Source organism: Pseudomonas oryziphila, assembly GCF_003940825.1.
Classification (GTDB): Bacteria; Pseudomonadota; Gammaproteobacteria; order Pseudomonadales; family Pseudomonadaceae; genus Aquipseudomonas; species Aquipseudomonas sichuanensis.
Genome location: NZ_CP034338.1, coordinates 1,262,849 through 1,284,928, shown reverse-complemented (window position 1 = coordinate 1,284,928; position 22,080 = coordinate 1,262,849). Strand labels below are relative to the sequence as shown.

Annotated in this window: 26 protein-coding genes; 14 read left to right on the top strand and 12 right to left on the bottom strand. The window is 64.8% G+C overall.

Features of this window, described 5'->3' with window-relative positions:
- Nucleotides 1–3: 3 nt before the first annotated feature.
- Nucleotides 4–1,626, bottom strand: a complete 1,623-nt coding sequence (locus EJA05_RS06095; RefSeq protein ID WP_125861255.1) for a methyl-accepting chemotaxis protein — start codon at nt 1,624–1,626, stop codon at nt 4–6.
- 129 nt (nt 1,627–1,755) lie between these two features.
- Nucleotides 1,756–2,445 carry a tellurite resistance TerB family protein gene (locus EJA05_RS06090; RefSeq protein ID WP_125857646.1) on the bottom strand — a complete coding sequence of 230 codons (690 nt, stop codon included), beginning with the start codon at nt 2,443–2,445 and terminating at the stop codon, nt 1,756–1,758.
- 214 nt (nt 2,446–2,659) lie between these two features.
- Between EJA05_RS06090 and ydcS the strand changes: the two genes are divergently transcribed.
- The 7 genes from ydcS (at nt 2,660) to EJA05_RS06055 (ending at nt 8,887) form a co-directional block, all read left to right on the top strand.
- Nucleotides 2,660–3,799, top strand: a complete 1,140-nt coding sequence (ydcS, locus tag EJA05_RS06085) for a putative ABC transporter substrate-binding protein YdcS (RefSeq protein WP_110995521.1) — start codon at nt 2,660–2,662, stop codon at nt 3,797–3,799.
- A 159-nt stretch (nt 3,800–3,958) separates the two neighbouring features.
- Nucleotides 3,959–4,984 carry an ABC transporter ATP-binding protein gene (locus tag EJA05_RS06080; protein WP_125462879.1) on the top strand — a complete coding sequence of 342 codons (1,026 nt, stop codon included), beginning with the start codon at nt 3,959–3,961 and terminating at the stop codon, nt 4,982–4,984.
- A gap of 26 nt (nt 4,985–5,010) precedes the next feature.
- Complete coding sequence (locus tag EJA05_RS06075) at nt 5,011–5,922, top strand: ABC transporter permease (RefSeq protein WP_125466156.1); 912 nt, start codon at nt 5,011–5,013, stop codon at nt 5,920–5,922.
- The gene (locus tag EJA05_RS06070; RefSeq protein ID WP_125462878.1) at nt 5,912–6,718 is read left to right on the top strand and encodes an ABC transporter permease; all 807 of its coding nucleotides are present in this window, start codon (nt 5,912–5,914) and stop codon (nt 6,716–6,718) included. The genes EJA05_RS06075 and EJA05_RS06070 overlap by 11 nt, the downstream gene beginning before the upstream one ends.
- A 17-nt stretch (nt 6,719–6,735) precedes the next feature.
- The gene (locus EJA05_RS06065) at nt 6,736–8,160 is read left to right on the top strand and encodes a gamma-aminobutyraldehyde dehydrogenase (protein WP_125857645.1); all 1,425 of its coding nucleotides are present in this window, start codon (nt 6,736–6,738) and stop codon (nt 8,158–8,160) included.
- A gap of 143 nt (nt 8,161–8,303) precedes the next feature.
- Nucleotides 8,304–8,558 (top strand): type II toxin-antitoxin system HicA family toxin, encoded by a 255-nt coding sequence (locus tag EJA05_RS06060; protein WP_125857644.1) that lies wholly within the window; start codon nt 8,304–8,306, stop codon nt 8,556–8,558.
- A complete protein-coding gene (locus EJA05_RS06055) occupies nt 8,555–8,887 on the top strand; it encodes a type II toxin-antitoxin system HicB family antitoxin (protein WP_125462875.1) in 333 nt (110 codons plus the stop codon). The genes EJA05_RS06060 and EJA05_RS06055 overlap by 4 nt, the downstream gene beginning before the upstream one ends.
- Before the next feature lies 1 nt (nt 8,888).
- On the opposite strand, the gene EJA05_RS06050 is transcribed toward EJA05_RS06055, so the two are convergent.
- From EJA05_RS06050 to EJA05_RS06030, 5 genes are all read right to left on the bottom strand, one after another.
- Entirely contained in the window at nt 8,889–9,995 is a 1,107-nt protein-coding gene (locus tag EJA05_RS06050; protein ID WP_125857643.1) for an NADH:flavin oxidoreductase/NADH oxidase, read from the bottom strand.
- Nucleotides 9,996–10,171: 176 nt separating this feature from the next.
- Entirely contained in the window at nt 10,172–10,930 is a 759-nt protein-coding gene (locus EJA05_RS06045) for a collagen-like protein (RefSeq protein ID WP_125857642.1), read from the bottom strand.
- Between the two features lie 4 nt (nt 10,931–10,934).
- On the bottom strand, nt 10,935–11,198 hold the full coding sequence (locus EJA05_RS06040) for a DUF1145 domain-containing protein (protein ID WP_125462872.1): 264 nt from the start codon (nt 11,196–11,198) through the stop codon (nt 10,935–10,937).
- A 96-nt stretch (nt 11,199–11,294) separates the two neighbouring features.
- Nucleotides 11,295–12,014, bottom strand: a complete 720-nt coding sequence (locus tag EJA05_RS06035; RefSeq protein ID WP_125462871.1) for an OmpA family protein — start codon at nt 12,012–12,014, stop codon at nt 11,295–11,297.
- Nucleotides 12,015–12,103: 89 nt separating this feature from the next.
- Nucleotides 12,104–12,793: an OmpA family protein gene (locus tag EJA05_RS06030; RefSeq protein WP_110995510.1), complete on the bottom strand. Its 690-nt coding sequence runs from the start codon at nt 12,791–12,793 to the stop codon at nt 12,104–12,106.
- 159 nt (nt 12,794–12,952) lie between these two features.
- On the opposite strand from EJA05_RS06030, the gene EJA05_RS06025 reads away from it, so the two are divergent.
- From EJA05_RS06025 to EJA05_RS06005, 5 genes are all read left to right on the top strand, one after another.
- Nucleotides 12,953–13,447: a DUF6231 family protein gene (locus EJA05_RS06025; protein ID WP_125462869.1), complete on the top strand. Its 495-nt coding sequence runs from the start codon at nt 12,953–12,955 to the stop codon at nt 13,445–13,447.
- Nucleotides 13,448–13,451: 4 nt separating this feature from the next.
- On the top strand, nt 13,452–13,928 hold the full coding sequence (locus tag EJA05_RS06020; protein WP_125857641.1) for a YchJ family protein: 477 nt from the start codon (nt 13,452–13,454) through the stop codon (nt 13,926–13,928).
- A 2-nt stretch (nt 13,929–13,930) separates the two neighbouring features.
- Nucleotides 13,931–14,407, top strand: coding sequence for an LEA type 2 family protein (locus tag EJA05_RS06015; protein ID WP_125857640.1), 477 nt, complete (start codon nt 13,931–13,933; stop codon nt 14,405–14,407).
- A 7-nt stretch (nt 14,408–14,414) separates the two neighbouring features.
- Complete coding sequence (locus EJA05_RS06010; protein WP_012313055.1) at nt 14,415–14,618, top strand: SEC-C metal-binding domain-containing protein; 204 nt, start codon at nt 14,415–14,417, stop codon at nt 14,616–14,618.
- Nucleotides 14,619–14,806: 188 nt separating this feature from the next.
- Nucleotides 14,807–17,242, top strand: coding sequence for a penicillin acylase family protein (locus EJA05_RS06005; protein WP_125857639.1), 2,436 nt, complete (start codon nt 14,807–14,809; stop codon nt 17,240–17,242).
- Nucleotides 17,243–17,296: 54 nt separating this feature from the next.
- Here EJA05_RS06005 and EJA05_RS06000 read toward each other — a convergent pair whose 3' ends face one another.
- Both EJA05_RS06000 and EJA05_RS05995 read right to left on the bottom strand, forming a co-directional pair.
- Nucleotides 17,297–17,722: a type II toxin-antitoxin system HicB family antitoxin gene (locus EJA05_RS06000; RefSeq protein WP_125857638.1), complete on the bottom strand. Its 426-nt coding sequence runs from the start codon at nt 17,720–17,722 to the stop codon at nt 17,297–17,299.
- 20 nt (nt 17,723–17,742) lie between these two features.
- Nucleotides 17,743–17,925 carry a type II toxin-antitoxin system HicA family toxin gene (locus tag EJA05_RS05995; protein WP_125857637.1) on the bottom strand — a complete coding sequence of 61 codons (183 nt, stop codon included), beginning with the start codon at nt 17,923–17,925 and terminating at the stop codon, nt 17,743–17,745.
- 232 nt (nt 17,926–18,157) lie between these two features.
- On the opposite strand from EJA05_RS05995, the gene EJA05_RS05990 reads away from it, so the two are divergent.
- Entirely contained in the window at nt 18,158–19,273 is a 1,116-nt protein-coding gene (locus EJA05_RS05990) for a succinylglutamate desuccinylase/aspartoacylase family protein (protein ID WP_125857636.1), read from the top strand.
- Between the two features lie 31 nt (nt 19,274–19,304).
- Here EJA05_RS05990 and EJA05_RS05985 read toward each other — a convergent pair whose 3' ends face one another.
- Complete coding sequence (locus tag EJA05_RS05985) at nt 19,305–19,535, bottom strand: hypothetical protein (RefSeq protein ID WP_110995504.1); 231 nt, start codon at nt 19,533–19,535, stop codon at nt 19,305–19,307.
- A 98-nt stretch (nt 19,536–19,633) separates the two neighbouring features.
- Entirely contained in the window at nt 19,634–20,200 is a 567-nt protein-coding gene (gene dcd / locus EJA05_RS05980; RefSeq protein WP_003258001.1) for a dCTP deaminase, read from the bottom strand.
- 340 nt (nt 20,201–20,540) lie between these two features.
- Between dcd and EJA05_RS05975 the strand changes: the two genes are divergently transcribed.
- Complete coding sequence (locus EJA05_RS05975; protein ID WP_016488765.1) at nt 20,541–20,750, top strand: cold-shock protein; 210 nt, start codon at nt 20,541–20,543, stop codon at nt 20,748–20,750.
- Between the two features lie 228 nt (nt 20,751–20,978).
- Here EJA05_RS05975 and apbC read toward each other — a convergent pair whose 3' ends face one another.
- Nucleotides 20,979–22,073, bottom strand: a complete 1,095-nt coding sequence (gene apbC / locus EJA05_RS05970) for an iron-sulfur cluster carrier protein ApbC (RefSeq protein ID WP_125462864.1) — start codon at nt 22,071–22,073, stop codon at nt 20,979–20,981.
- Nucleotides 22,074–22,080 lie beyond the last annotated feature (7 nt).

The window sequence follows — 22,080 nt, the reverse complement described above, 5'->3', positions numbered from 1 at the left end:
GCGTCAGACTTTGAAACGCGATACACCGCCACGCAGCCCGGCGGCCACCTGGCTCAGCTCGTCGATAGCGAAGCTGGCCTGGCGCAGCGATTCCACGGTCTGGGTGCTGGCATCGCTGAGCTGGGCCAGGGCCTGGTTGATCTGTTCGGCGCCGGTGGCCTGGGCCTGCATGCCTTCGTTGACCATCAGCACACGCGGCGCCAGGGCCTGCACCTGGTTGATGATCTGGCTGAGCTGTTCGCCCACCTGCTGCACCTCGAACATGCCGCGGCGCACCTCTTCGGAGAACTTGTCCATGCCCATCACCCCGGCCGACACCGCCGACTGGATCTCGCGCACCATCTGTTCGATGTCGTAGGTGGCCACGGCGGTCTGGTCGGCCAGGCGGCGCACTTCGGTGGCCACCACGGCGAAGCCACGGCCGTACTCGCCGGCCTTTTCCGCTTCGATGGCGGCATTGAGCGACAGCAGGTTGGTCTGGTCGGCGACCTTGACGATGGTCACCACCATCTGGGTGATGTTGCTGGCCTTCTCGTTGAGGATCGCCAGCTTGGCGTTGACCAGGTCGGCGGCGCCCATCACCTGGTGCATGGTCTCCTCCATGCGCGCCAGGCCCTGCTGGCCGGCACCGGCCAGGCTCGAGGCCTGGTCGGCCGACGAGGTGACTTCGGTCATGGTGCGCACCAGGTCACGGGATGTGGCGGCGATCTCGCGCGAAGTGGCGCCGATCTCGGTGGTGGTGGCGGCGGTTTCGGTGGCGGTCGCCTGCTGCTGCTTGGAGGTCGCGGCAATTTCGGTGACCGAGGTGGTCACCTGCACCGACGAGCGCTGGGCCTGCGACACCAGGCCGGCCAGCGACTCGGCCATCTCGTTGAAGCCGCCTTCGATGGCGCCGAATTCGTCCTTGCGGTCCAGGCTCAGGCGCATGCTCAGGTCGCCCGAACGCAGGCGATCGAGGGCATGCACGATGCGTTGCATGGGCGCGCTGATCGCGCGCATCAGCAGCAGGCCGCAGATACCGGCGGCGACGATCGCCAGCAGCAGCGAGACGATCATGCTGCCCTTGGCGGTGTTGACGGCGCTGACAATGTCGTTGGTGGCGGCATCGGCCGACTCGCGATTGCGCTCGATCACCCCGTTCAGGTGCTTGCGCCCATCCACCCAGGCCGGGGTGAGTACTTCGGCGATCAGGCGCTGGGCTTCGACGTAGTTCTTTTGCCGGTAGGTCTCCAGCACCTGGTCGACGATCTTCACGTAGCCCTCCTCGAGGCGGGTGAAGTCGTCGAAGGCGGCCTGGTCGGCGGGGTCGCGAATAGTGGCCTGGTAGCTGGCCATGTGCTGCTTGAGGCGGTCATCGAAGCTCTTGAACAGCTCCATGTCGGCCGAGGTGATTTCGCGGTGGTTCGACAACCCCACCAACTGCTGGCTGGTGACGTAGCTGTCGACCCAGGCACTGCGAATCATCGAGCTGTAATAGACGCCAGGAATGCTGTCGGACCCCACCGCTTCCTCACTGGATTCGATCGCCACCAGCCGCGAGTAGGCGGCCACGATCATCAGCAGCATGATGGCGATGATCACGGCGAAACTTGCCAGGATCCGTTGGCGCAAGGTCCAGTTCTTCAACATTCAGCCCTCAGGAATTCGATACGAGCGGGAAAAATCGCCGAAGTATAGCCCAGGCGTCTTACGCATTTGCGGCTGAATGCTGCTGTATTCAGGCCTCCTTGCCTATTGATGTGGCCATTTGCCTGTTCACTGGCCTGCGGCAAGCCTGACCTGGCTCTCCAACTCCTGGCGCAAGGCCGGGTCCAGGCGCAGCTGGCGTGCCAGTTCGTCGAGGTAGGCGCGCTCCATGAAGTTCTCCTGGTCGACCATCATCACACTGGCCAGGTACATCTCGGCGGCCATTTCCGGGGTTTGCGCGGCGCGGGCCACCTCGGCAGGGTCCAGCGGCTTGTTCAGCTCAGCGTGCAGCCAGTGCTGCAGCTCACGGTCGCTGTCCAGGCGGGTGAACTCGCCTTCGATCAAGGCCCGCTCGCGCTCGTCGATATGGCCGTCGGATTTGGCCGCCGCCACCAGTGCCCGCAGCACCGCCTGGCTGTGCTGCTCGGCCTGGGCCGGGGGCAGGCGGTCCAGCGTCTGTGGCGGCTGGTCGCCTGCGCCCTGGCGCGCCTGCCAGTTGCCATAGGCCTTGTAGGCCAGCACCCCGAGCGCGGCCAGGCCACCGTAGGTGAGCGCCTTGCCGCCGTATTTGCGGGCCTTCTTGTTACCCAGCAGCAAACCCATGGCGCCGGCTGCCAGGGCACCGCCGCCGGCACCGGAAAGCAGGCTGCCCAGCCCGCCGCTGCCTGCAGGTTTGTGCCCGGAGCCTTTGCTGGCCTGGCTGTTGAGCAGATCCTGGCCGGACTTGAGCAGTTGGTCGAGCAGACCTCGGGTATTCATCTGGCGTGCCTCCACGTGTACGAAAAAGTGGCCACCAGAGTAGGACGGCGCAGGGGTTTCTCCACCTGTGCAAATGCTTCCGGATGTTGCATCAGCGATTGATAAAAGCGATCTAGACTCGACTCAGTCGCTAAAAATCATAAGCAGTCAGCCAACTGACCGCCGCTTTGCTTGACGTCTGCCCCGACCACAATTGCCAACAAGAGGGAACATCATGTCAGTGCACAAGACCGTTTTGCTCGGTGCCCTGCTCGCCAGCGCTGGCGCCCAGGCCGCCGGGCTGCCCCAGAAGCTCGGTGCCGGCGAGGGGCAACTGGACATCATCGCCTGGCCCGGCTACATCGAGCGCGGTGAAAGCGACAAGGCCTACGACTGGGTCACCGGCTTCGAGAAGGAAACCGGCTGCAAGGTCAGCGTGAAGACCGCCGCCACCTCCGATGAGATGGTCAGCCTGATGACCAAGGGCGGCTATGACCTGGTGACTGCCTCGGGCGATGCCTCGCTGCGGCTGATCGCCGGCAAGCGGGTGCAGCCGATCAACACCGCGCTGATCCCCAACTGGAAGAACCTCGACCCGCGCCTGCACAACGGCGCCTGGTACGTGGTCAAGGACCAGGTGTATGGCACGCCCTACCAGTGGGGCCCTAACGTGCTGCTGTACAACACCAACGTGTTCAAGCAGCCACCCACCAGCTGGAGCGTGGTGTTCGAACCGCAGAACCTGCCCGACGGCAAACCCAACAAGGGCCGCGTGCAGGCTTACGACGGGCCGATCTACATCGCCGACGCGGCGCTCTATCTCAAGTCCGCCAAGCCTGAACTGGGTATCCAGAACCCCTACGAACTCACCGAGGCGCAGTACAAGGCGGTACTCGACCTGCTGCGCCAGCAGCAGCCGCTGATCCATCGCTACTGGCACGACGCGACCGTGCAGATGAGCGACGTGAAGAACGAGGGCGTGGCTGCCACCAGTTCGTGGGGCTACATGGTCAACGGGCTGCAGGCCGACAAGCAGCCGGTGGCCTCGGTGGTGCCGAAGGAAGGCGCCACCGGCTGGGCCGACACCACCATGCTGCACAGCGAGGCCAAGCACCCCAATTGCGCCTACAAATGGATGGACTGGTCGCTGCAGCCCAAGGTGCAGGGCGACGTGGCGGCCTGGTTCGGCTCGTTGCCGGCGGTACCGGCGGCCTGTACCGGCAGCGAATTGCTGGGGGCCGAGGGCTGCAAGACCAATGGCTTCGACAACTTCGACAAGATCGCCTTCTGGAAAACCCCGCAGGCCGAGGGCGGCAAGTTCGTGCCCTATAGCCGCTGGACCCAGGACTACATCGCGATCATGGGCGGGCGCTGAAACCGTTAGCAAAGGAGTTTTCACCTGCACTGGCCTCATCGCCGGCAAGCCGGCTCCCACAAGGATCTCACTGGCCCCGGCCTTGTGAATGACCTGTGGGAGCTGGCTTGCCAGCGATGAGGCCGGCACAGGCAATACAAAGCCAGCTGAGTACCGCTTATGCCCCTAGCCGTACAGTTCACCCAGGTTTCCCGCACCTTCGGCGAGGTCAAGGCCGTCGACCAGGTCAGCATCGACATCGAGGACGGCGAGTTCTTCTCCATGCTCGGCCCCTCGGGCTCGGGCAAGACCACCTGCCTGCGCCTGATCGCCGGCTTCGAGCAACCCAGCAGCGGCTCGATCCGCATCCATGGCAGCGAAGCCGCCGGGCTGCCGCCGTACCAGCGTGACGTCAACACCGTGTTCCAGGACTACGCCCTGTTCCCCCACATGAACGTGCGCGACAACGTCGCCTATGGCCTGAAAGTCAAAGGCGTGGCCAAGGCCGAACGCCATGCTCGTGCCGACGAGGCGCTGGCCATGGTCGCCCTGGACGGCTACGGCGCACGCAAGCCGGCGCAGCTGTCCGGCGGCCAGCGCCAGCGCGTCGCCCTGGCCCGCGCCCTGGTCAACCGGCCACGGGTGCTGCTGCTCGATGAACCACTCGGCGCCCTCGACCTCAAACTGCGCGAGCAAATGCAGGGCGAGCTGAAAAAGCTGCAGCGCCAACTGGGCATCACCTTCATCTTCGTCACCCACGACCAGACCGAGGCATTGTCGATGTCCGACCGAGTGGCCGTGTTCAACCGCGGGCGCATCGAACAGGTCGACACGCCCCGCAACCTGTACATGCAGCCGGCGACCACCTTCGTTGCCGAGTTCGTCGGCACCTCCAACGTGCTGCGCGGGGAACTGGCGCAACAGCTCAATGGCAGCGCATCGCCCTTCTCCATCCGCCCCGAGCACATCCGCCTCGACGGCCAGCCCGCCAGCGGCGATGTACAGGTCGGTGGGGTGCTGCACGACATCCAGTACCAGGGCAGCGCCACCCGTTTCGAGGTGAAGCTGGACTGCGGCCAGTTGCTCGCCGTAAGCCAGGCCAACGACCGCTGGCAGGCACAGGCGCACCAGTGGCAGGCCGGCCAGCGCGTGCAGGCCAGCTGGCCGCGCGAGGCGATGACGGCGCTGCGGGAAACCCAGCCATGAGCCTGGCCGCTGAAAAAGCAACGGGCATCACGCCGCTGCGGCGCCTGAGCGACCTGCTGTACCGGCGCCCCAACCTGTACCTGTTGATGCTGCTGATCCCGCCGTTGCTGTGGTTCGGCGCGATCTACCTGGGCTCGCTGCTGAACCTGTTGTGGCAAGGTTTCTACACCTTCGACGACTTCACCATGGCGGTGACGCCGGACCTGACCCTGGCCAACTTCGCCGCGCTGTTCAACCCGGCCAACTTCGACATCATCCTGCGCACCCTGAGCATGGCCGTGGCGGTGTCGCTGGCCAGCGCCGTGCTGGCCTTCCCCATCGCCTACTACATGGCGCGCTACACCACCGGCCGCACCAAGGCGTTCTTCTACATCGCGGTGATGATGCCGATGTGGGCCAGCTACATCGTCAAGACCTACGCCTGGACCCTGCTGCTGGCCAAGGGCGGCGTGGCTCAGTGGTTCATCCAGCAACTGCACCTGCAGCCGCTGTTGCAGCTGGTGCTGGACATCCCCGGCGTGGGCGGCAGCACCCTGTCGACCTCGCACCTGGGGCGCTTTCTGGTGTTCGTCTATATCTGGCTGCCGTTCATGATCCTGCCGATCCAGGCGGCACTGGAGCGCTTGCCGCCTTCCCTGCTGCAAGCCTCGGCCGACCTCGGCGCCAAACCCCGGCAAACGTTCATGCAGGTGATCCTGCCGCTGTCGGTGCCGGGCATCGCCGCCGGCTCGATCTTCACGTTCTCGCTGACCCTGGGCGACTTCATCGTGCCGCAACTGGTCGGCCCGCCCGGCTATTTCATCGGCAGCATGGTGTATGCCCAGCAAGGGGCGATCGGCAACATGCCCATGGCGGCGGCCTTTACCCTGGTGCCGATCGTGCTGATCGCGGTGTATCTGTCCATCGTCAAACGCCTGGGGGCCTTCGATGCACTCTGAAAAAGCCTCGACGGGCCTGCGCCTGGCGGCCTGGGGCGGGCTGGTGTTCCTGCACTTCCCGATCCTGATCATCCTGCTCTATGCCTTCAATACCGAAGACGCGGCGTTCAGTTTCCCGCCCAAGGGCTTCACGCTGAAGTGGTTCGCCGTGGCCCTCGCCCGCCCCGACGTGCTCGAAGCGATCAAGCTGTCATTGCAGGTGGCCTGCCTGGCCACGCTGATCGCCCTGGTGCTTGGCACCCTGGCTTCGGCGGCGCTGTATCGACGCAGCTTTTTCGGCAAGGAAAGCATCTCGCTGATGCTGATCCTGCCGATCGCCCTGCCCGGCATCATCACCGGTATCGCCCTGCTCTCGGCGTTCAAGCGCTTAGGCATAGAACCCGGGCTGTTCACCATCGTCGTCGGCCACGCCACGTTCTGCGTGGTGATCGTCTACAACAACGTCATCGCCCGCCTGCGCCGTACCTCGCAGAGCCTGATCGAAGCGTCGATGGACCTGGGCGCCGACGGCTGGCAGACCTTCCGCTACATCATCCTGCCCAATCTGGGCTCGGCGTTGCTGGCCGGCGGCATGCTGGCCTTCGCCCTGTCGTTCGACGAAATCATCGTCACCACCTTCACCGCCGGCAACGAGCGCACCTTGCCGATCTGGCTGCTCAACCAGCTCAGCCGCCCGCGCGACGTGCCGGTGACCAACGTGGTCGCCATGCTGGTGATGCTGGTGACCATGCTGCCGATCCTCGGCGCCTATTACCTGACCCGTGGCGGTGAAAGCGTCGCGGGCAGCGGCAAATGACCCTGGAGGAGTCCCTGATGCAAACCAACATGCTGATCAACGGCAAGCTTGTCGCTGGCGAAGGCCCGGCCTGGACCGTGCTCGACCCGGCCAAGGGCACGGCCCTGGCACAGATCAACGAAGCCACCGAGGCCCAGGTCGACAGCGCTGTGCGCGCGGCCGACAAGGCGTTCGACGGCTGGTCGCAGACCACGCCGAAAGAGCGCTCGACCGCGCTGCTGGCCATCGCCGACGTCATCGAACAGCACGGCGCGGCGCTGGCCAGGCTGGAGTCTGACAACTGCGGCAAGCCTTACGCTGCCGCACTCAACGATGAGATCCCGGCCATCGCCGACGTGTTCCGCTACTTCGCCGGCGCGGCACGCTGCCTGGGCGGCTCGGCGGCGGGTGAGTACCTGCCCGGGCACACCTCGATGATCCGCCGTGACCCGCTGGGGGTGGTGGCGTCCATCGCGCCGTGGAACTACCCGCTGATGATGCTGGCGTGGAAAATCGCCCCAGCGTTGGCCGCCGGCAACACCGTGGTGATCAAACCTTCGGAGCTGACCCCGCTGACCGCACTTCACCTGGGTGAGCTGATTCAGGGCCTGCTGCCGGCCGGCGTACTCAACATCCTGTTCGGCCGCGGCCAGACCGTCGGCAACCCGCTGGTTACCCACCCCAAGGTGCGCATGGTGTCGCTGACCGGCTCCATCCCCACCGGCGCGCACATCATCGGCGCCACCGCCGACAGCGTGAAGCGCATGCACATGGAGCTGGGCGGCAAGGCCCCGGTGATCGTGTTCGACGATGCCGACATCGATGCAGCCATCGAAGGCATCCGCGCCTTCGGCTTCTACAACGCCGGGCAGGACTGCACCGCGGCCTGCCGCCTGTACGTGCAGGACGGCATCTACGAGCGCTTCGTCGAACGCCTGGGCGAGGCGGTGGCCAGCCTCAAGCACGGCCTGCAGAGCGATCCGGCCACCGAGCTTGGCCCGCTGATCAGCGCCCAGCACCGCGACAAGGTCGCCGGGCTGGTACAGCGTGCGATTGCCCAGCCGCATATCCGCCTGGTCACCGGCGGCAAGGCCGTGCCGGGAGACGGGTTCTTCTTCGAACCCACCGTGCTGGCCGACACCCTGCAGGATGACGAGATCGTCCGCCACGAAGTGTTCGGGCCGGTGGTGTCGGTGACCCGCTTCAGCGACGAGGCCCAGGCGCTGGAATGGGCCAACGACTCCGAGTACGGCCTGGCTTCATCGGTATGGACCCGCGACAGCGGCCGCGCCCACCGCCTGGCGGCACGGCTGCATTACGGCTGCACCTGGGTGAATACCCACTTCATGCTGGTCAGCGAGATGCCCCATGGCGGGCAGAAGCATTCGGGGTACGGGAAGGATATGTCGATGTACGGGCTGGAGGACTACACCTGTGTGCGGCATGTGATGTTCAAGCATTGATGCACGGATGACAGAAGTCGACTGGCAGTGAACGCCAGTCGGCTTTTTGCTGCCTGCCATACCGACATTTCCCGCAATCTGCCGCTGCCACTCCCTACCGCCAAGCCGTTGAGCAAATTAAACTGGTATCACAGACTGATACCATGAATAATCACCAACGTGCTTTACTCGAACTTGTCTTCAAGAAACCTGTGCCCAAAACCCTGGACTGGATACGCCTGGAATCGCTGCTGGTATCGCTTGGCGCCAGAACGGTCGAAGGTAGGGGGTCACGCGTACGGTTCGAACTCCACGGGGCGGTCGCAACCTTCCACCGCCCTCACCCGGAACGCCACGCCAAAGCCTATCAAGTGAAGGATGCCCGCCAGTTCCTGGAGCAGGCAGGAGTGACACCATGAATGTGATGAATTACCGCGGCTATGCCGCCCGCATCGAATACAGCGACGAAGACCAACTGCTGGTTGGCCATGTCGCCGGTATCCACGACGTGATCGGCTTCCATGGCGAATCGATCAGCGAACTGCGTCAGGCCTTCGAGGAGGCCGTCGACGACTACCTCGAAACCTGTCAGCGCCTGGGGCGCGAACCGCAAAAGACCTACTCCGGCAAGCTCAGCCTGCGCCTGGAGCCCACGCTTCACGCCAGCGTGGCGGCCCAGGCGGAGCTTGCGCAGAAAAGCATCAACCAATGGGTGAGCGACATCCTCAGCAAGGCCGCCTACCGCTGAGTCAATCGCGCAGGTCCGACTCGTGGATCGGGTTGGCCCGGCTGGTCGCCCGCTGGTACTGCGCCGGCCACGTGGCCTTGTTGCCGCCCAGGTCATCGTCGGCGTGCAGTGGCCAGTACGGGTCGCGCAGCAGTTCACGGGCCAGGAAAATCACATCGGCCTGGCCAGTGCGCAGGATGTGCTCGGCCTGGGCGGGTTCGGTGATCATGCCAACGGTGCCGGTGGCGATTTCCGACTCTTTGCGCACCCGCTCGGCGAAGCGGGTCTGGTAGCCCGGGCCGGTGGGGATCTCGGCGTTGACCGAGGTGCCGCCAGATGAAACGTCGATCAGATCGACACCCTGCACGCGCAGGCGGCGCGCCAGTTCGACGGTTTCATCCGGGTTCCAGCCATCCTCCACCCAGTCGGTGGCCGATACGCGAACGAACAGTGGCAGCTCCTTCGGCCACGCCTTGCGCACTGCTTCGGTGACCTGCAGGGTGAGGCGAATGCGGTTTTCGAAGCAACTGCCATAGTCGTCGCGACGCTGGTTGCTCAACGGCGACAGGAACTGGTGCAGCAGGTAGCCATGGGCAGCGTGGATTTCCACGACCTTGAAACCCGCCTTCAATGCGCGCTCGGTCGCGGCCACAAACGCGGCCACCACGCCCTGGATCTCGTCCTTGCTCAACTCGCGCGGCGCGGTGTGCTGCGGGTCGAAGGCGATTTTCGATGGGCCGACCGGCTGCCACCCACCCTCTTCGAGCTTGACGCTGCCCTGCTTGCCCAACCAGGGGCGATAAGTGCTGGCCTTGCGTCCGGCGTGGGCCAGCTGGATGCCGGGCACGGCGCCCTGAGCGGTGATGAAGCGGGTGATGCGCTGCAGCGGGGCGATCTGTTCGTCGTTCCACAGGCCAAGGTCTTCGGCAGTGATGCGGCCATCGGCGGTGACCGCAACGGCCTCGCTGATCACCAGGCCCGCGCCACCGACAGCACGGCTGCCCAAGTGCACCAGGTGCCAGTCGTTGGCCAGGCCGTCGACGGCGGAGTACTGGCACATGGGGGAAACGGCAATACGGTTGGGCAGGGTCAGCTGACGCAGGGTATACGGCTCAAGCAGCAGGCTCATGAGAGCACCTCCCGGGGGACTCCAATGGTTGTCCGGTCCGGGCACTTGTAGTGGGAACTTGGCCGGTACCGGTCCTTTTCAGACTAGACCATGGGTGTCGGAGGTGTCTGACCGTTAGGTGGGGAGTCGCTGACAAGCCTGCCTGATAACGCCTCAAGCAGGCTCAGCCCCGGCGCTTACAAACGCTGAAGGATCAACTCCCCGGCAGCGCCGGCGGCACCTGGCTCCCCGGCTTGCCCTGGTAAGCCATTGGCGCCGGCCGCCGTGCTGTACACCAGGCAGCCCTTGCTCGCGCCGCCCTTGCCAGCCTTGCCGGCTGCGCCCGGCTTGCCCGGCGCGCCGCCCTCCAGCCGCACCATGATCCGTTCCTGGGCGAAGCCGTCCGGCAGCGCCAGGCGGATCCGCCCGCCAGGGGCACCATCGTGCCCATTGCCACCGTTGTCACCATTGGCCCCTCGGCTGGCCTGCCCCCAGGTGCAGCCACCCGGCTTGCCATTACCACCGTCGAGGCCGACATAGCCTGGCGCGCCAGCGCCGCCACGGGCATCGATGACGAGCTGCTCGGCCTCAAGCGCCTGCAGGCGCAAGTCGAGGTTGCGCCCCGGGCGGGCTGCCCGCTCATAAGTGCCCGGTGCACCAGGCGCACTGATTTCACTGCCTTCGCCCAGGTGGGCGCTGGCGGCGCTGATACTCAGGTCACGTTCGGCGGGGGCGATGGCGATACGCGCATCGCGCCCCAGCTCCAGGCGGTCGATCTTCAGCTCAGTGAGGGTGGCTGGCAGCAACAGGGTCGCCGAGTCGGCCACACGCAGCTGTTCAAGGTGCACGCTGGCCGACTTGTTCGGCAGGCGCAGCATGGAGTGAGCGGCGACTTCAAGGCTTTCTGCCTGAGCCAGGGGCGCGGCCAAAGCGGCCAGCAACATCAATTTATGCATGGCTCTAGGCCTTACCAGGTTTGGGGATGGACATGACGTGGAAGATGCCGGTCAGCAGGATCTGCAACCGATCGAACCAACGGTGGCTGCGCCCGCGCAAGCTGGCGTTGAAAAACAGCACCTCGAGCACGTGCAGTGACAGCAGGACGATGCCGGCGGCATTGATCAGCAAATTGAGCGGCAATGGCTGCGGCATGAACAGGTTGAACAGCACCACCCACCAGAACAGCACCGTCAGGACCTTGCCCAGGCCCAGGATGAACTTCATACCCCGCCCCCACTGTTTATTGTTATGCCAGCGCGGCCCGTTCGAGCGGACCGCGCTGGCAACAGTAACCTTACTGCGGCAGGCGCGCCAGAGGGGTCAGTTCAGGTGCAGTTCCACCCGTCGGTTGCGCGCCCGGCCTTCATCGCTCTCGTTGTCGGCAATCGGATCAGCCTCGCCACGGCCCTGGCTGGTCACCTTGTCCGGTGCCAGCCCCTGGCTGATCAGGTACTCGGCGACGCTGCTGGCACGGCGCTCGGACAGGCGCTGGTTGTAGCTGTCGGAACCGACGCTGTCGGTGAAGCCAATGACCTTGACCCTGGTCACGCCCGGCGCGTTCAGCCTGGGCAGCAGGCTTTGCAGACGCTGCCGGGCGGCTGCCGTGAGCTCGGCGGAGTCGAAGGCGAACAGCACCTGGCCCTGATCGTCGAGGGTAATCACCTCAGGGGGCGCGGCGGGCTCGGCTTGCGCCTGCGCGGGAGGGTATTGGGGCAGCGGGCAGCCCATGTGGTTGACCTGGGTGCCGGCGGGGGTGTCCGGGCAACGGTCACGGCGGTCGAAGACACCATCGCCATCCTCATCGCCATCCTGGGCGTAGCAGATCAGGCCACCGGCGATGGCTCCCAGGGCACCGCCACCGGCCGCCCAACTGGAACTCTCGATAGCCCCCAGGCCACCGCCTACCAGCCCACCGAGCAGGCTGCAGAGGGGCCAGGTCCTTTGATTGAGGGGCGCGCTGCCATCGCTGTGGGTGGCGCAACCGGCCAGCAGGCTGGTGGCCAGCAACAGCGGCAGCGCCGCCTTGGACAAAACACGCATGGTGAATGCTCCTGTGTCACCGGCCGCTACCGGTCCCCCAGGAGTAAAGACGCGCCCGCGCCACTTCTCAAGGCACGGGCGCAGGGCCGTCAACGCTGGATCTTGATCTCGGTACGGCGGTTCATGGCGCGCCCGTCAGCCGTGGCGTTGTCAGCCACAGGTTGGGTCTCGCCGGCCCCCACGACCGAAACGAAGCTGCTGCGCGGTACGCCTTGTTCGACCAGATAATCGGTCACCGAATGGGCACGGCGCTCGGAAAGCTTCTGGTTGTAGCGGTCGGAACCGACGCTGTCGGTATGGCCGGTAACGCTCAGGCGGGCGCTCGGGGCCTCCTGCTTGAGGCGCGTGGCAATGGTATTGAGGCGCTCCTTGTCGGTGGCGGTGAGGCGTGCCGAGTCGAACTCGAAGCGCACATCACGGATGACGATGACTTCTTCCTTCTGTACCACGACCTCCTCGACCACTGGGGGTGGTGGCGGGCAGCCGTTGGCATCGACCTGAACCCCGCGCGGCGTGCCTGGGCACTTGTCCCGGCTGTCCGGCACACCATCGCCGTCTTCGTCGCCATCGCCGTGGGCCCAGCAATAACCGGCCGCCAGGCCGCCACCGAGCAATGCACCCCAGCCAGCCCAGCTGGAACTCTCGATGGCGCCCAAGGCCGCGCCGCCTACACCCCCGACGGCAGCACACTTCGGCCAGTCGGTTTTTTGCAAACCTGCACAACCAGTCAACACACTGGTGAGCAGGACCAGGGGTATCGCTGTGCGTACTATGCTCATCTTGTTGCTTCTCCTAGGGGAATCGGTGCAAAACCGATGCTCTGGAAGTAAAGACTGCTGTTTCTCGCTCTGCCAGCAATAAGCCACGACGTGGCGCCGTGCCTCTATGCCAGGCGGGCCGGGGCCGTTAGTCTTGAGCGACCTGAACGAGGAATGGCAATGACCGACGCTTTCTCACAACGCACGCCACAGCAGGCCCTGGCCGCCCTGCTCGAGCGCTTCACGCCACACAAGCTGCTGCTGGTGGGCACGCGCTTCCCGGCCCTGGACGCCTTCGCCGCGGAGCACCCGGATACCCTCATAGAAGTCGCCTCACCCGGCCCATTGCCAGCCGGCCTGGCCGCCCAGCGCTTCGACCTGGCGTTGCTGGTGGACTGCCTTGAACACCTGCCCAAACGCAGTGGCCTGGAGCTGCTTGGCGGCATTCGCAACCTCAATGCCAGCAAGGTCGCGGTACTCGCAGACCTGGGCGCCTGCGGCTGGCACGACACCGATTTTTTCTCGCTGGCGCTGTCGGCCAGCGAGAAATTCCAACGCGACGAACAGGTGCTCAGCCTGTTCACCTATGATCTGCATGACTACAAACAGGTGCCGGACTGGCTTAATGCGAAGTTCTGGGCCAATCCACAAAATTTCGGCAAGTACTGGTGGTGACTCGATGAGTGTCTCGGTCTGCCCTTGCGGCAGCGGCAACCTGCTCGATGCCTGCTGTGGGCATTATCACGCCGGCACCCCGGCACCGGATGCGCAGACGCTGATGCGCTCGCGCTACAGCGCCTACGTGCTGGGGCTGATGGATTACCTGGTCGGCACCACGCTGCCGGCCCAGCAGGCCGGCCTGGACCGCGCCGGCATGGCGGCCTGGAGCGCGCAGAGCACCTGGCTGGGGCTCGAGGTGGAAAACGCCGAGGTGCTCGGCGGGCAACCCGAGCATGCCTTCGTCACCTTCACCGCACGCTGGCATGACGGCCAAGGCGATCACCAGCACCGCGAACGCTCGGCCTTCGTTCAGCAGGCCGGGCGCTGGTACTTCATCGACCCGACCGTGGAACTGAAAGTCGGGCGCAATGATCCCTGCCCCTGCGCCAGCGGGCAGAAATTCAAGAAATGCTGCGCCAGCTATTTCGGTAACTGAACATGCGCGCCCTCGTCCGCCTGATGCTGCTGGCTTTACTGCTGAGCGGGTTGGCGGGCTGCGCCAGCTGGGGCGACGACAGCTGGCGCCAGCCAGAGGTGCACCTGATGAAGGTGGAAAAGGTCAGGATGCGCCTGCACCAGCAAGAATTCGTGCTGCACCTGCAGGTCATCAACCCCAACGACAGCCGGCTGTTCATTCGCAACCTGCACTACGCGGTACACCTGGGTGACATCCTGCTGGCCGAAGAGGATGTCAGCCTCTGGCGCAGCGTTGGCGCTCATGCCCGGCGCACTTTCAAGATCACCGCGCGGACCAACCTCTGGCAGCACCTCAAGCCCCTGGCGAAACTGCTCAGGAGCCAACAGCCATTGCACTACCGGCTGCAAGGCGACCTGGCCACCGGGCTGATCATCCCCCGGGACCTGCACTTGTCGCGCAGTGGTGAGATAATGCCCGGCGATTTTCTACCGGAGTAATCCCGCAATGACCCAGCAACCCCATGTTCATGGCCCCGACTGCAACCACGGTCACGACCATCATCACGATCACGACCACGGCCATGTGCATGGCCCGCACTGCAACCACGGCCACCAGGAGCCGGTGCGCAATGCCCTGAAGGACGTCGGTCGCAACGACCCGTGCCCATGCGGCAGCGAGAAGAAATTCAAGAAGTGCCACGGCGCTTGAAGCAGCCCTGAGCGCCAAGCTGCAAGCCGCAAGATAAAACGGGCCGGTGCAATGCCGGCTTTTTCTTGAGGCTTGCAGCCGGCGGCAAGCCGTTCGTAAATAAAGCGCCCCCGCACCTTGCACGGCGACTGCGCGCTCACTACCTTAGCGCCTTTCCAAACCCCGCCACGCCCTGCAGGAGCCTAGTCATGGCCGCGCCCGTCCTTCCTCCCTTCCGCCCCCGCTTCGGCAGCGCCGCCGCGATGCTCGGCATGCTTGCGCTGACTGGCTGCCAGATGGGCGGCATGCAGGACAGCGTACCGCCGACCACCGGCGTCCAGCCGCTCAAGGGCCTGGCGCAGAATGTTTCGGTGCGGCGCAACGCCATGGGTGCGCCGCTGATCGAAAGCAGCAACTTCCACGATGCGCTGTTCAGCCTGGGCTATATCCATGCCGGTGACCGCATTGAGCAAATGGTCACCCTGCGCCTGCTGGCCCAAGGCCGCCTGGCCGAGCTGGCCGGCCCCGAGGCGCTGGAAATCGACCGCCTGATGCGCGCCGCCAACCTCAAGCAGGGCGCCGGCCAGCTCTATGCCGACGCCTCGCCGCGGCTCAAGCGCTTCTTCGAAGTGTATGCCCGAGGGGTCAACGCCTACCTGTTCCGCTACCGCGACAAGCTGCCGGCCGAACTGGCCCGTAGCGGCTATCGCCCCGAGTACTGGAAGCCGGAGGACTCGGCGCTGATCTTCAGCCTGTACGCCTTCAGCCAGTCGGTGAACCTGCAGGAAGAGCTCTCGGCCCTGACCCTGGCGCAAAAGGTCGGCGCAGATAAACTGGCCTGGCTGCTACCCGGCGCGCCCGACGAAGCCCTGGCCGAAAGCGAAGTCGACAAGCTCAAGGGCTTGAACCTGGCCAGCCAGCTGCCGGGCCTTGCCTCGCTCGCCGCCGCCGGCCAGCAACTGGCCGATCTCGGTTTGCTCGGCAACCCCGGCTCGTCCAACCTCGCCCTCGGGCCACAGCGCAGTCGCAGCGGCAAGAGCCTGCTGGCCAGCGACAGCCGGGCGCCCTGGGCGCTGAGCCCGGTGCAGATCCATACCGGTAAATACCAGGTCGCCGGCCTTTCGCTGCCGGGCCTGCCGATCGTGCTGGCCGGCTACAACGGTAAAGTAGCGTGGAGCGCCAGCGCGGTAATGGCCGACAACCAGGACCTGTTCCTCGAACAGGTACGCCGCCAGGGCAGCCAACTGACGTACCTGGCCGACGGCAAATGGCAGCAAGCCCGCGCACGCAGCGAGACCTTCTTCGTCCGTGGCCAGCGCCCGCAACGCGAAGTGCTGTATGACACCCGCCATGGCACCCTGCTGCCGGGCCACGGCAGCCTGGCCTTGGCCTTGCACCTGCCGCAACTCAAGGACGATCGCAGCCTCGACGCGTTGTTCGACCTGACCCGCGCCAGCAACATCGAGCGGGCCTTCGACAGCACCCGTGAAATCGGCGCTGCAGCCCTTAACTTCGTGTTCGCCGAACCCGAGCACATCGGCTGGCAAGTCAGTGGCCGCTACCCCAACCGCCGCGACGGCCAGGGGCTGCTGCCCTCGCCGGGCTGGGACGGGCGCTATGACTGGGATGGCTACGCCGACGCGATGCTCCACCCTTACGATCAGGACCCGGCCGCCGGCTTCATCGGCCATGCCAACCAGCGCAGCCAGCCCAAGGGCTACGGCATGCAGCTGTCGAGCAGCTGGTACTACCCTGAACGCGCCGAGCGCCTGGCCCAACTGGCGGGCAACGGCCGCCATGACAGCCGTAGCCTGATGGCCCTGCAGAACGACCAGGTGACGCTGCTGGCCGACAAGCTCAAGCAGATGTTCGATGCCCCGGGCATGGCCCTGCCACTCAAACAGGCCATCGACGCCTTGCCCGCCGCCCAGCGCGACAAGGCCCGCGACGCCCTGGCCCGGCTCAAGGCCTTCGATGGCCGGCTGAGCCCGGTGTCGGCCGATGCCGCGCTGTATGAGCTGTTCCTCCAGGAAGTCACCCGGCAGACCTTCCTTGACGACCTCGGCCCCGAGTCGAGCCCGGCCTGGCAAGCGTTCGTCGGCAATGCCCAGCTCTCCTATTCGGCCCAGGCCGACCATCTGTTGGGCCGCGAGGACAGCCCGTTCTGGGATGACCGTGGCACGCCACAGAAGGAAGACAAACCGGCCATCCTCGCACGCAGCCTGGCGGCGGCGATCGATACCGGCACCGCCCAGCTCGGCGCCGACCGCCGTGCCTGGCAGTGGGGCAAGCTGCACCAGTATCGCTGGCCAGCACCGAACTACCGTGGCCTGGGCGACAGCCTCAGCCACTCGCCAATGGCTGCCGGCGGTGACTTCAGCACCCTGGCACTCACGCCCTATGCCTGGGGCAGCAACTTCGACACCCGCCTGCCGGCCTCGGCGCGGATGATCGTCGACTTCGGCCAGGCCGAACCTTTGCAACTGCTGACCAGCAGCGGCCAGTCCGGCAACCCGGCGAGCCGCCATTACAGCGACGGGCTGGATGCCTGGTTCAAGGGGCGCTTCATGAGCTTGCCGCTGCAACCGCAGAACTTCGGACGGGCTTATGGCAGCCAGCGACTGACGCTGGTGCCGGGGAAGTAAGCCGACAGACATGAAAAAGCCGCCTGGACAGGCGGCTTTTTCATTGGTGCGCGGTCAAGCAGCGACCACTGCCAATTCGATACGCTGGCCCAACACATGCAAGGCGTGCTCTACCTGCTCGATCTTCGAGCGATGCAACAGGTTGACCAGACGATCCACTTGTGGCCGATTGACGCCAAGTCGCCGAGCCAGTTCGGTCTTGGTCACTTTCTGCGCAATCATGGTGTTCCACAGCGCGGCCTTGGCGGCGGTCAACGCAGGCAACCTGACCACCGCCTGATCGCATCCGTGTGGCGAAGGCAGTGGAATCGCGTCACGCCGATCCACGTATAACGAAAGCGCCGACTCCAAGGCATCGACAGCATCGAACAACGCCTCATCCATCGTGCCGCCCGCACTGGCCATTTCTGGAATATCCGGACAGCTGATCCAGAAGCTGCCTGCTTCACAATGCACGATCACCGGATAATCAAAATTCATGTCGTTGCCTCGTTTCAGGGTCAATCGCCTAGCCCAAGGTCTTTGAGGATCTTTTTCCTGAGCCCTTCGCCAATTTCCTTGGCGCCATGGTCGGGGAAGATCGTCTGTCGTTTGCCGAGGTAAACCTTGAAATGGCTGCCTTTGGCAGGAACGAACGTGGCGCCTTGAGCACGCAGCCACCGACGGAATTCGCTGTATTTCATGCAAGTCCCGCAAGAGCAAGGTGCTACAGAATGGTCAGTTGCGCAACATTTTTGATGCGCAGCCAAGATGAGCCTCCAGTAAACAGGCAATGCACCTTCACCATTTCCGAGCCATGGGCCGGCTGCACCAGCAATCGTTGTGCGAAACCGGGCAATGATGCACCGCACGCTAAGTTGTGCTTCTATCCATCATCCCGGCCCCTGGTCGCAGCCCGCCCTCTTCAGGACCCCCATGCACCATTCGACCCACGACCTGCTGTCCCCCGCGCCCGGCATCGCCCGCCAACTGCACAGTTTCCACTTCGGCCCGCGCGGCGGCGGCAAGGTGTACATCCAGGCCTCGCTGCATGCCGACGAACTGCCGGGCATGCTGGTGGCCTGGCACCTCAAGCAACGCCTGTTGGAGCTGGAACAGCACGGCCGGCTACGGCGCGAGATCATCCTGGTACCGGTGGCCAACCCGGTGGGCCTGGAGCAGGTGCTGCTGGACGCCCCGCTGGGGCGCTTCGAGCTGCAGAGCGGCGAGAACTTCAACCGCAACTTCGTCGACTTGTCGGACAGCATCGGCGACCAGATCGAAGGCCATCTGAATGACGACCCTGCGCACAATCTGGCGCTGATCCGCGAGTACCTGCGTCGCGGCCTGGACGCGCACCCGGCGCACACCCCGTTGCAATCCCAGCGCCTGACCCTTCAGCGCCTGGCCTGCGATGCCGACATGGTGCTCGACCTGCACTGCGACTTCGAAGCCGTCGAGCATCTGTACACCACCCCGGAGGCCTGGCCTCAGGTCGAACCGCTGGCGCGCTACCTGGGCGTGCAGGCCAGTTTGCTGGCCACCGACTCGGGCGGGCAGTCGTTCGACGAGTGCTTCAGCCTGGTGTGGTGGCAATTGCAACAGCGCTTCGGCAAGCGCTTCCCGATCCCCATGGGCAGCTTCTCGGTGACCATCGAGCTGCGCGGCCAGGCGGATGTCAGCCATGCCCTGGCGACCCAGGACTGCCAGGCGATTGTGGATTTCCTCACCCACAGCGGCGTGATCGACGGCCAGCCCGCACCGCTGCCAGCCCTGCGCCAGCCAGCGACGCCGCTGGCAGCGGTGGAGCCCGTCACTGCGCCGCTGGGCGGCCTGCTGGTGTTCCATGCCAAACCCGGGCAGTACCTGGAAGCGGGGCAACTGATAGCCGAGGTCATCGACCCGCTCAGTGACCGCGTCACCCCGCTGCGCAACACCCAGGCAGGGCTGCTGTATGCGCGTAGCGTGCGGCGCATGGCCACGGCCGGCATGGTCATCGCCCATGTCGCTGGCGAGCAGGTATGCCGCAGCGGCTACCTGCTGGGTAACTGAGCCGCTAAAACCAGGCGGCGCTGCGGACGGGTCAGGCCACGGGGGCTGGCGGTGGTTCGTCGGGCAGGGTCGGCTCGCCCGGCTCCATCGGCGGATGCTCGCCGGGCTCTGGCGGTTGCGGGGTATCAGGGTCAGGCTGATGCGGTACGCCACCGGCCTGCAGGTGCATTGGCGGATGCGCCAGCAGCGTCCAGGCCAGCAATCCGACCTGATTCGGCTGCAGGACCGCCAGCTTGGCGCTGATTGCGGGGTCGAGTTTCATGGAGCGGCTCCTGACGAGAGCCGGCACGCGTCGTGCGCGCCGGGACTGCTATCTCGTTGGAGTGCCGGACGGGCAAACAATTCCCGCGGTTGGTCGGCTCAGGTGCGCGGCAGGGTGACGCCGCGCTGGCCCTGGTACTTGCCGCCACGGTCCTTGTACGAGACTTCGCATTCTTCGTCGGACTGCAGGAACAGCATCTGCGCCACGCCTTCGTTGGCGTAGATCTTCGCCGGCAGCGTGGTGGTGTTGGAGAACTCCAGGGTGACATGGCCTTCCCACTCAGGCTCGAGCGGGGTGACGTTGACGATGATGCCGCAACGGGCATAGGTGCTCTTGCCCAGGCAGATGGTCAGCACGTCGCGCGGGATGCGGAAGTACTCGACGGTGCGGGCCAGGGCGAAGGAGTTCGGCGGGATGATGCAGACGTCGCTCTTGATGTCGACGAAGCTGCCGGCGTCGAAGTTCTTCGGGTCGACAGTAGCCGAGTTGATGTTGGTGAACACCTTGAATTCGTCGGCGCAGCGCACGTCGTAGCCGTAGCTGGAAACACCGAAGGAAATGACCCGGCTGTCCTGCTCGCCGCGCACCTGGCGCTCGACGAACGGTTCGATCATGCCGTGTTCCTGCGCCATGCGGCGAATCCACTTGTCCGATTTGATGCTCATGGCGGGTGTGTCCTGAGAGTGCAAGGTGAAAAAAATCGTGATGCGCATCTTACCGGTCCCGGCGCCCGCGGCAAAGTCGCATCCCACAGTCTCACTGCAATGCCCGCCGGACGGGGCCTGCAGCCGCCGCCGATCTGAATTACGACAAACCTCTCACCAGTTATTGGCAGGTCAGGGAAAGTGGGTTATGGTGTCGCCACTGTGCTGCACGCGACACCGAAGATCTGTTTGATGCACGATTTACGATCGGCCCATCTCCATGACACCTTCTGCTCCTTTGCACTCAGTCTCGGTCGGGGCTTTCCTGGCCGCCATCAACTTTGTCCAAGGAGACAGAAAAATGTCCAATCGCCAATCCGGTACCGTCAAGTGGTTCAACGATGAGAAGGGCTACGGCTTCATCACCCCTCAGTCGGGCGACGACCTGTTCGTGCACTTCAAAGCCATCCAAGCTGACGGCTTCAAAACCCTGAAAGAAGGCCAGGCTGTTACTTTCGTCGCTACCCGCGGCCAGAAAGGCATGCAGGCTGAAGAAGTTCAGATCGCCTAAGTCGATCTCGCTTCCTAGCTTTCAGAAAAAACCCGCCATTGGCGGGTTTTTTTGTGCCTGCTCGAAAATCTCGCGGAACAGACTGCCCTGTCGCTCAGAGCACTCCGTGGGAGCGGGCTTGACCCGCGATGGGGGGCACCGGCTGCGCCGGTATCGCGGGGCAAGCCCGCTCCCACGAAGTCGCTGTAAATCGCCTGGTCAGCGTTTTTCCATTCGAAGCAGCCTGCGTCAGTCTTCGCTGATGGTGATGCTCGGCATTGCCGGTGCGGCGGCTTCCTGCAATACGATCCGTGCCCCCACCTGACGCGCCAGTTCCTGATAGACCATGGCGATCTGGCTTTCCGGCTCGGCAATGGCGGTTGGCTTGCCGCTGTCGGCCTGCTCGCGAATCAGCATCGACAGCGGCAGCGAAGCCAGCAGTTCGACACCATATTGGGCCGCCAGCTTCTCACCACCGCCCTCACCGAACAGGTGCTCGGCATGGCCGCAGTTGGAGCAGATGTGCACGGCCATGTTCTCCACCACGCCCAGCACCGGGATGTTGACCTTGCGGAACATCTCCACGCCCTTTTTCGCATCCAGCAGCGCCAGGTCCTGTGGCGTGGTGACGATCACCGAGCCGGCCACCGGCACTTTCTGCGCCAGGGTCAACTGGATGTCGCCAGTGCCCGGCGGCATGTCGATCACCAGGTAGTCGAGGTCATCCCAGGCGGTCTGGGTCACCAGTTGCAATAACGCACCGGAAACCATTGGCCCGCGCCACACCATGGGTGTGTTGTCATCGGTGAGGAAAGCCATGGACATCACTTCAACACCATGCGCCTTGATCGGCACGAACCATTTCTGTTCGCGCACCTGCGGGCGAGTGCCTTCGGCGATACCGAACATCACGCCCTGGCTAGGGCCGTAGATGTCTGCGTCGAGAATGCCGACTCGCGCGCCCTCCCGCGCCAGTGCCAGGGCCAGGTTGGCCGCGGTGGTCGACTTGCCGACCCCGCCCTTGCCCGAGGCAACGGCCACGATGTTCTTCACATTGGCCATGGCCGGCACCTGGGCCTGGGCCTTGTGGGTGGCGATCACGCAATCGATGGTCACACGCGCCGAAGAAACGCCATCGAGGTTCTCGATCGCGGTCTGCAGCACCTGGGCCCAACCACCCTTGAACAGGCCGGCGGCATAACCCAGCTGCAACTGCACGCTGACCTGCGCGCCCTGGATGTCGATGGCGCGCACGCAGCCGGCGCTGACCGGATCCTGGTTCAGGTAGGGGTCGGTGTACTGGCGAAGCACGCCTTCGACGGCGGCACGGGTAACGGCACTCATGGAGGCT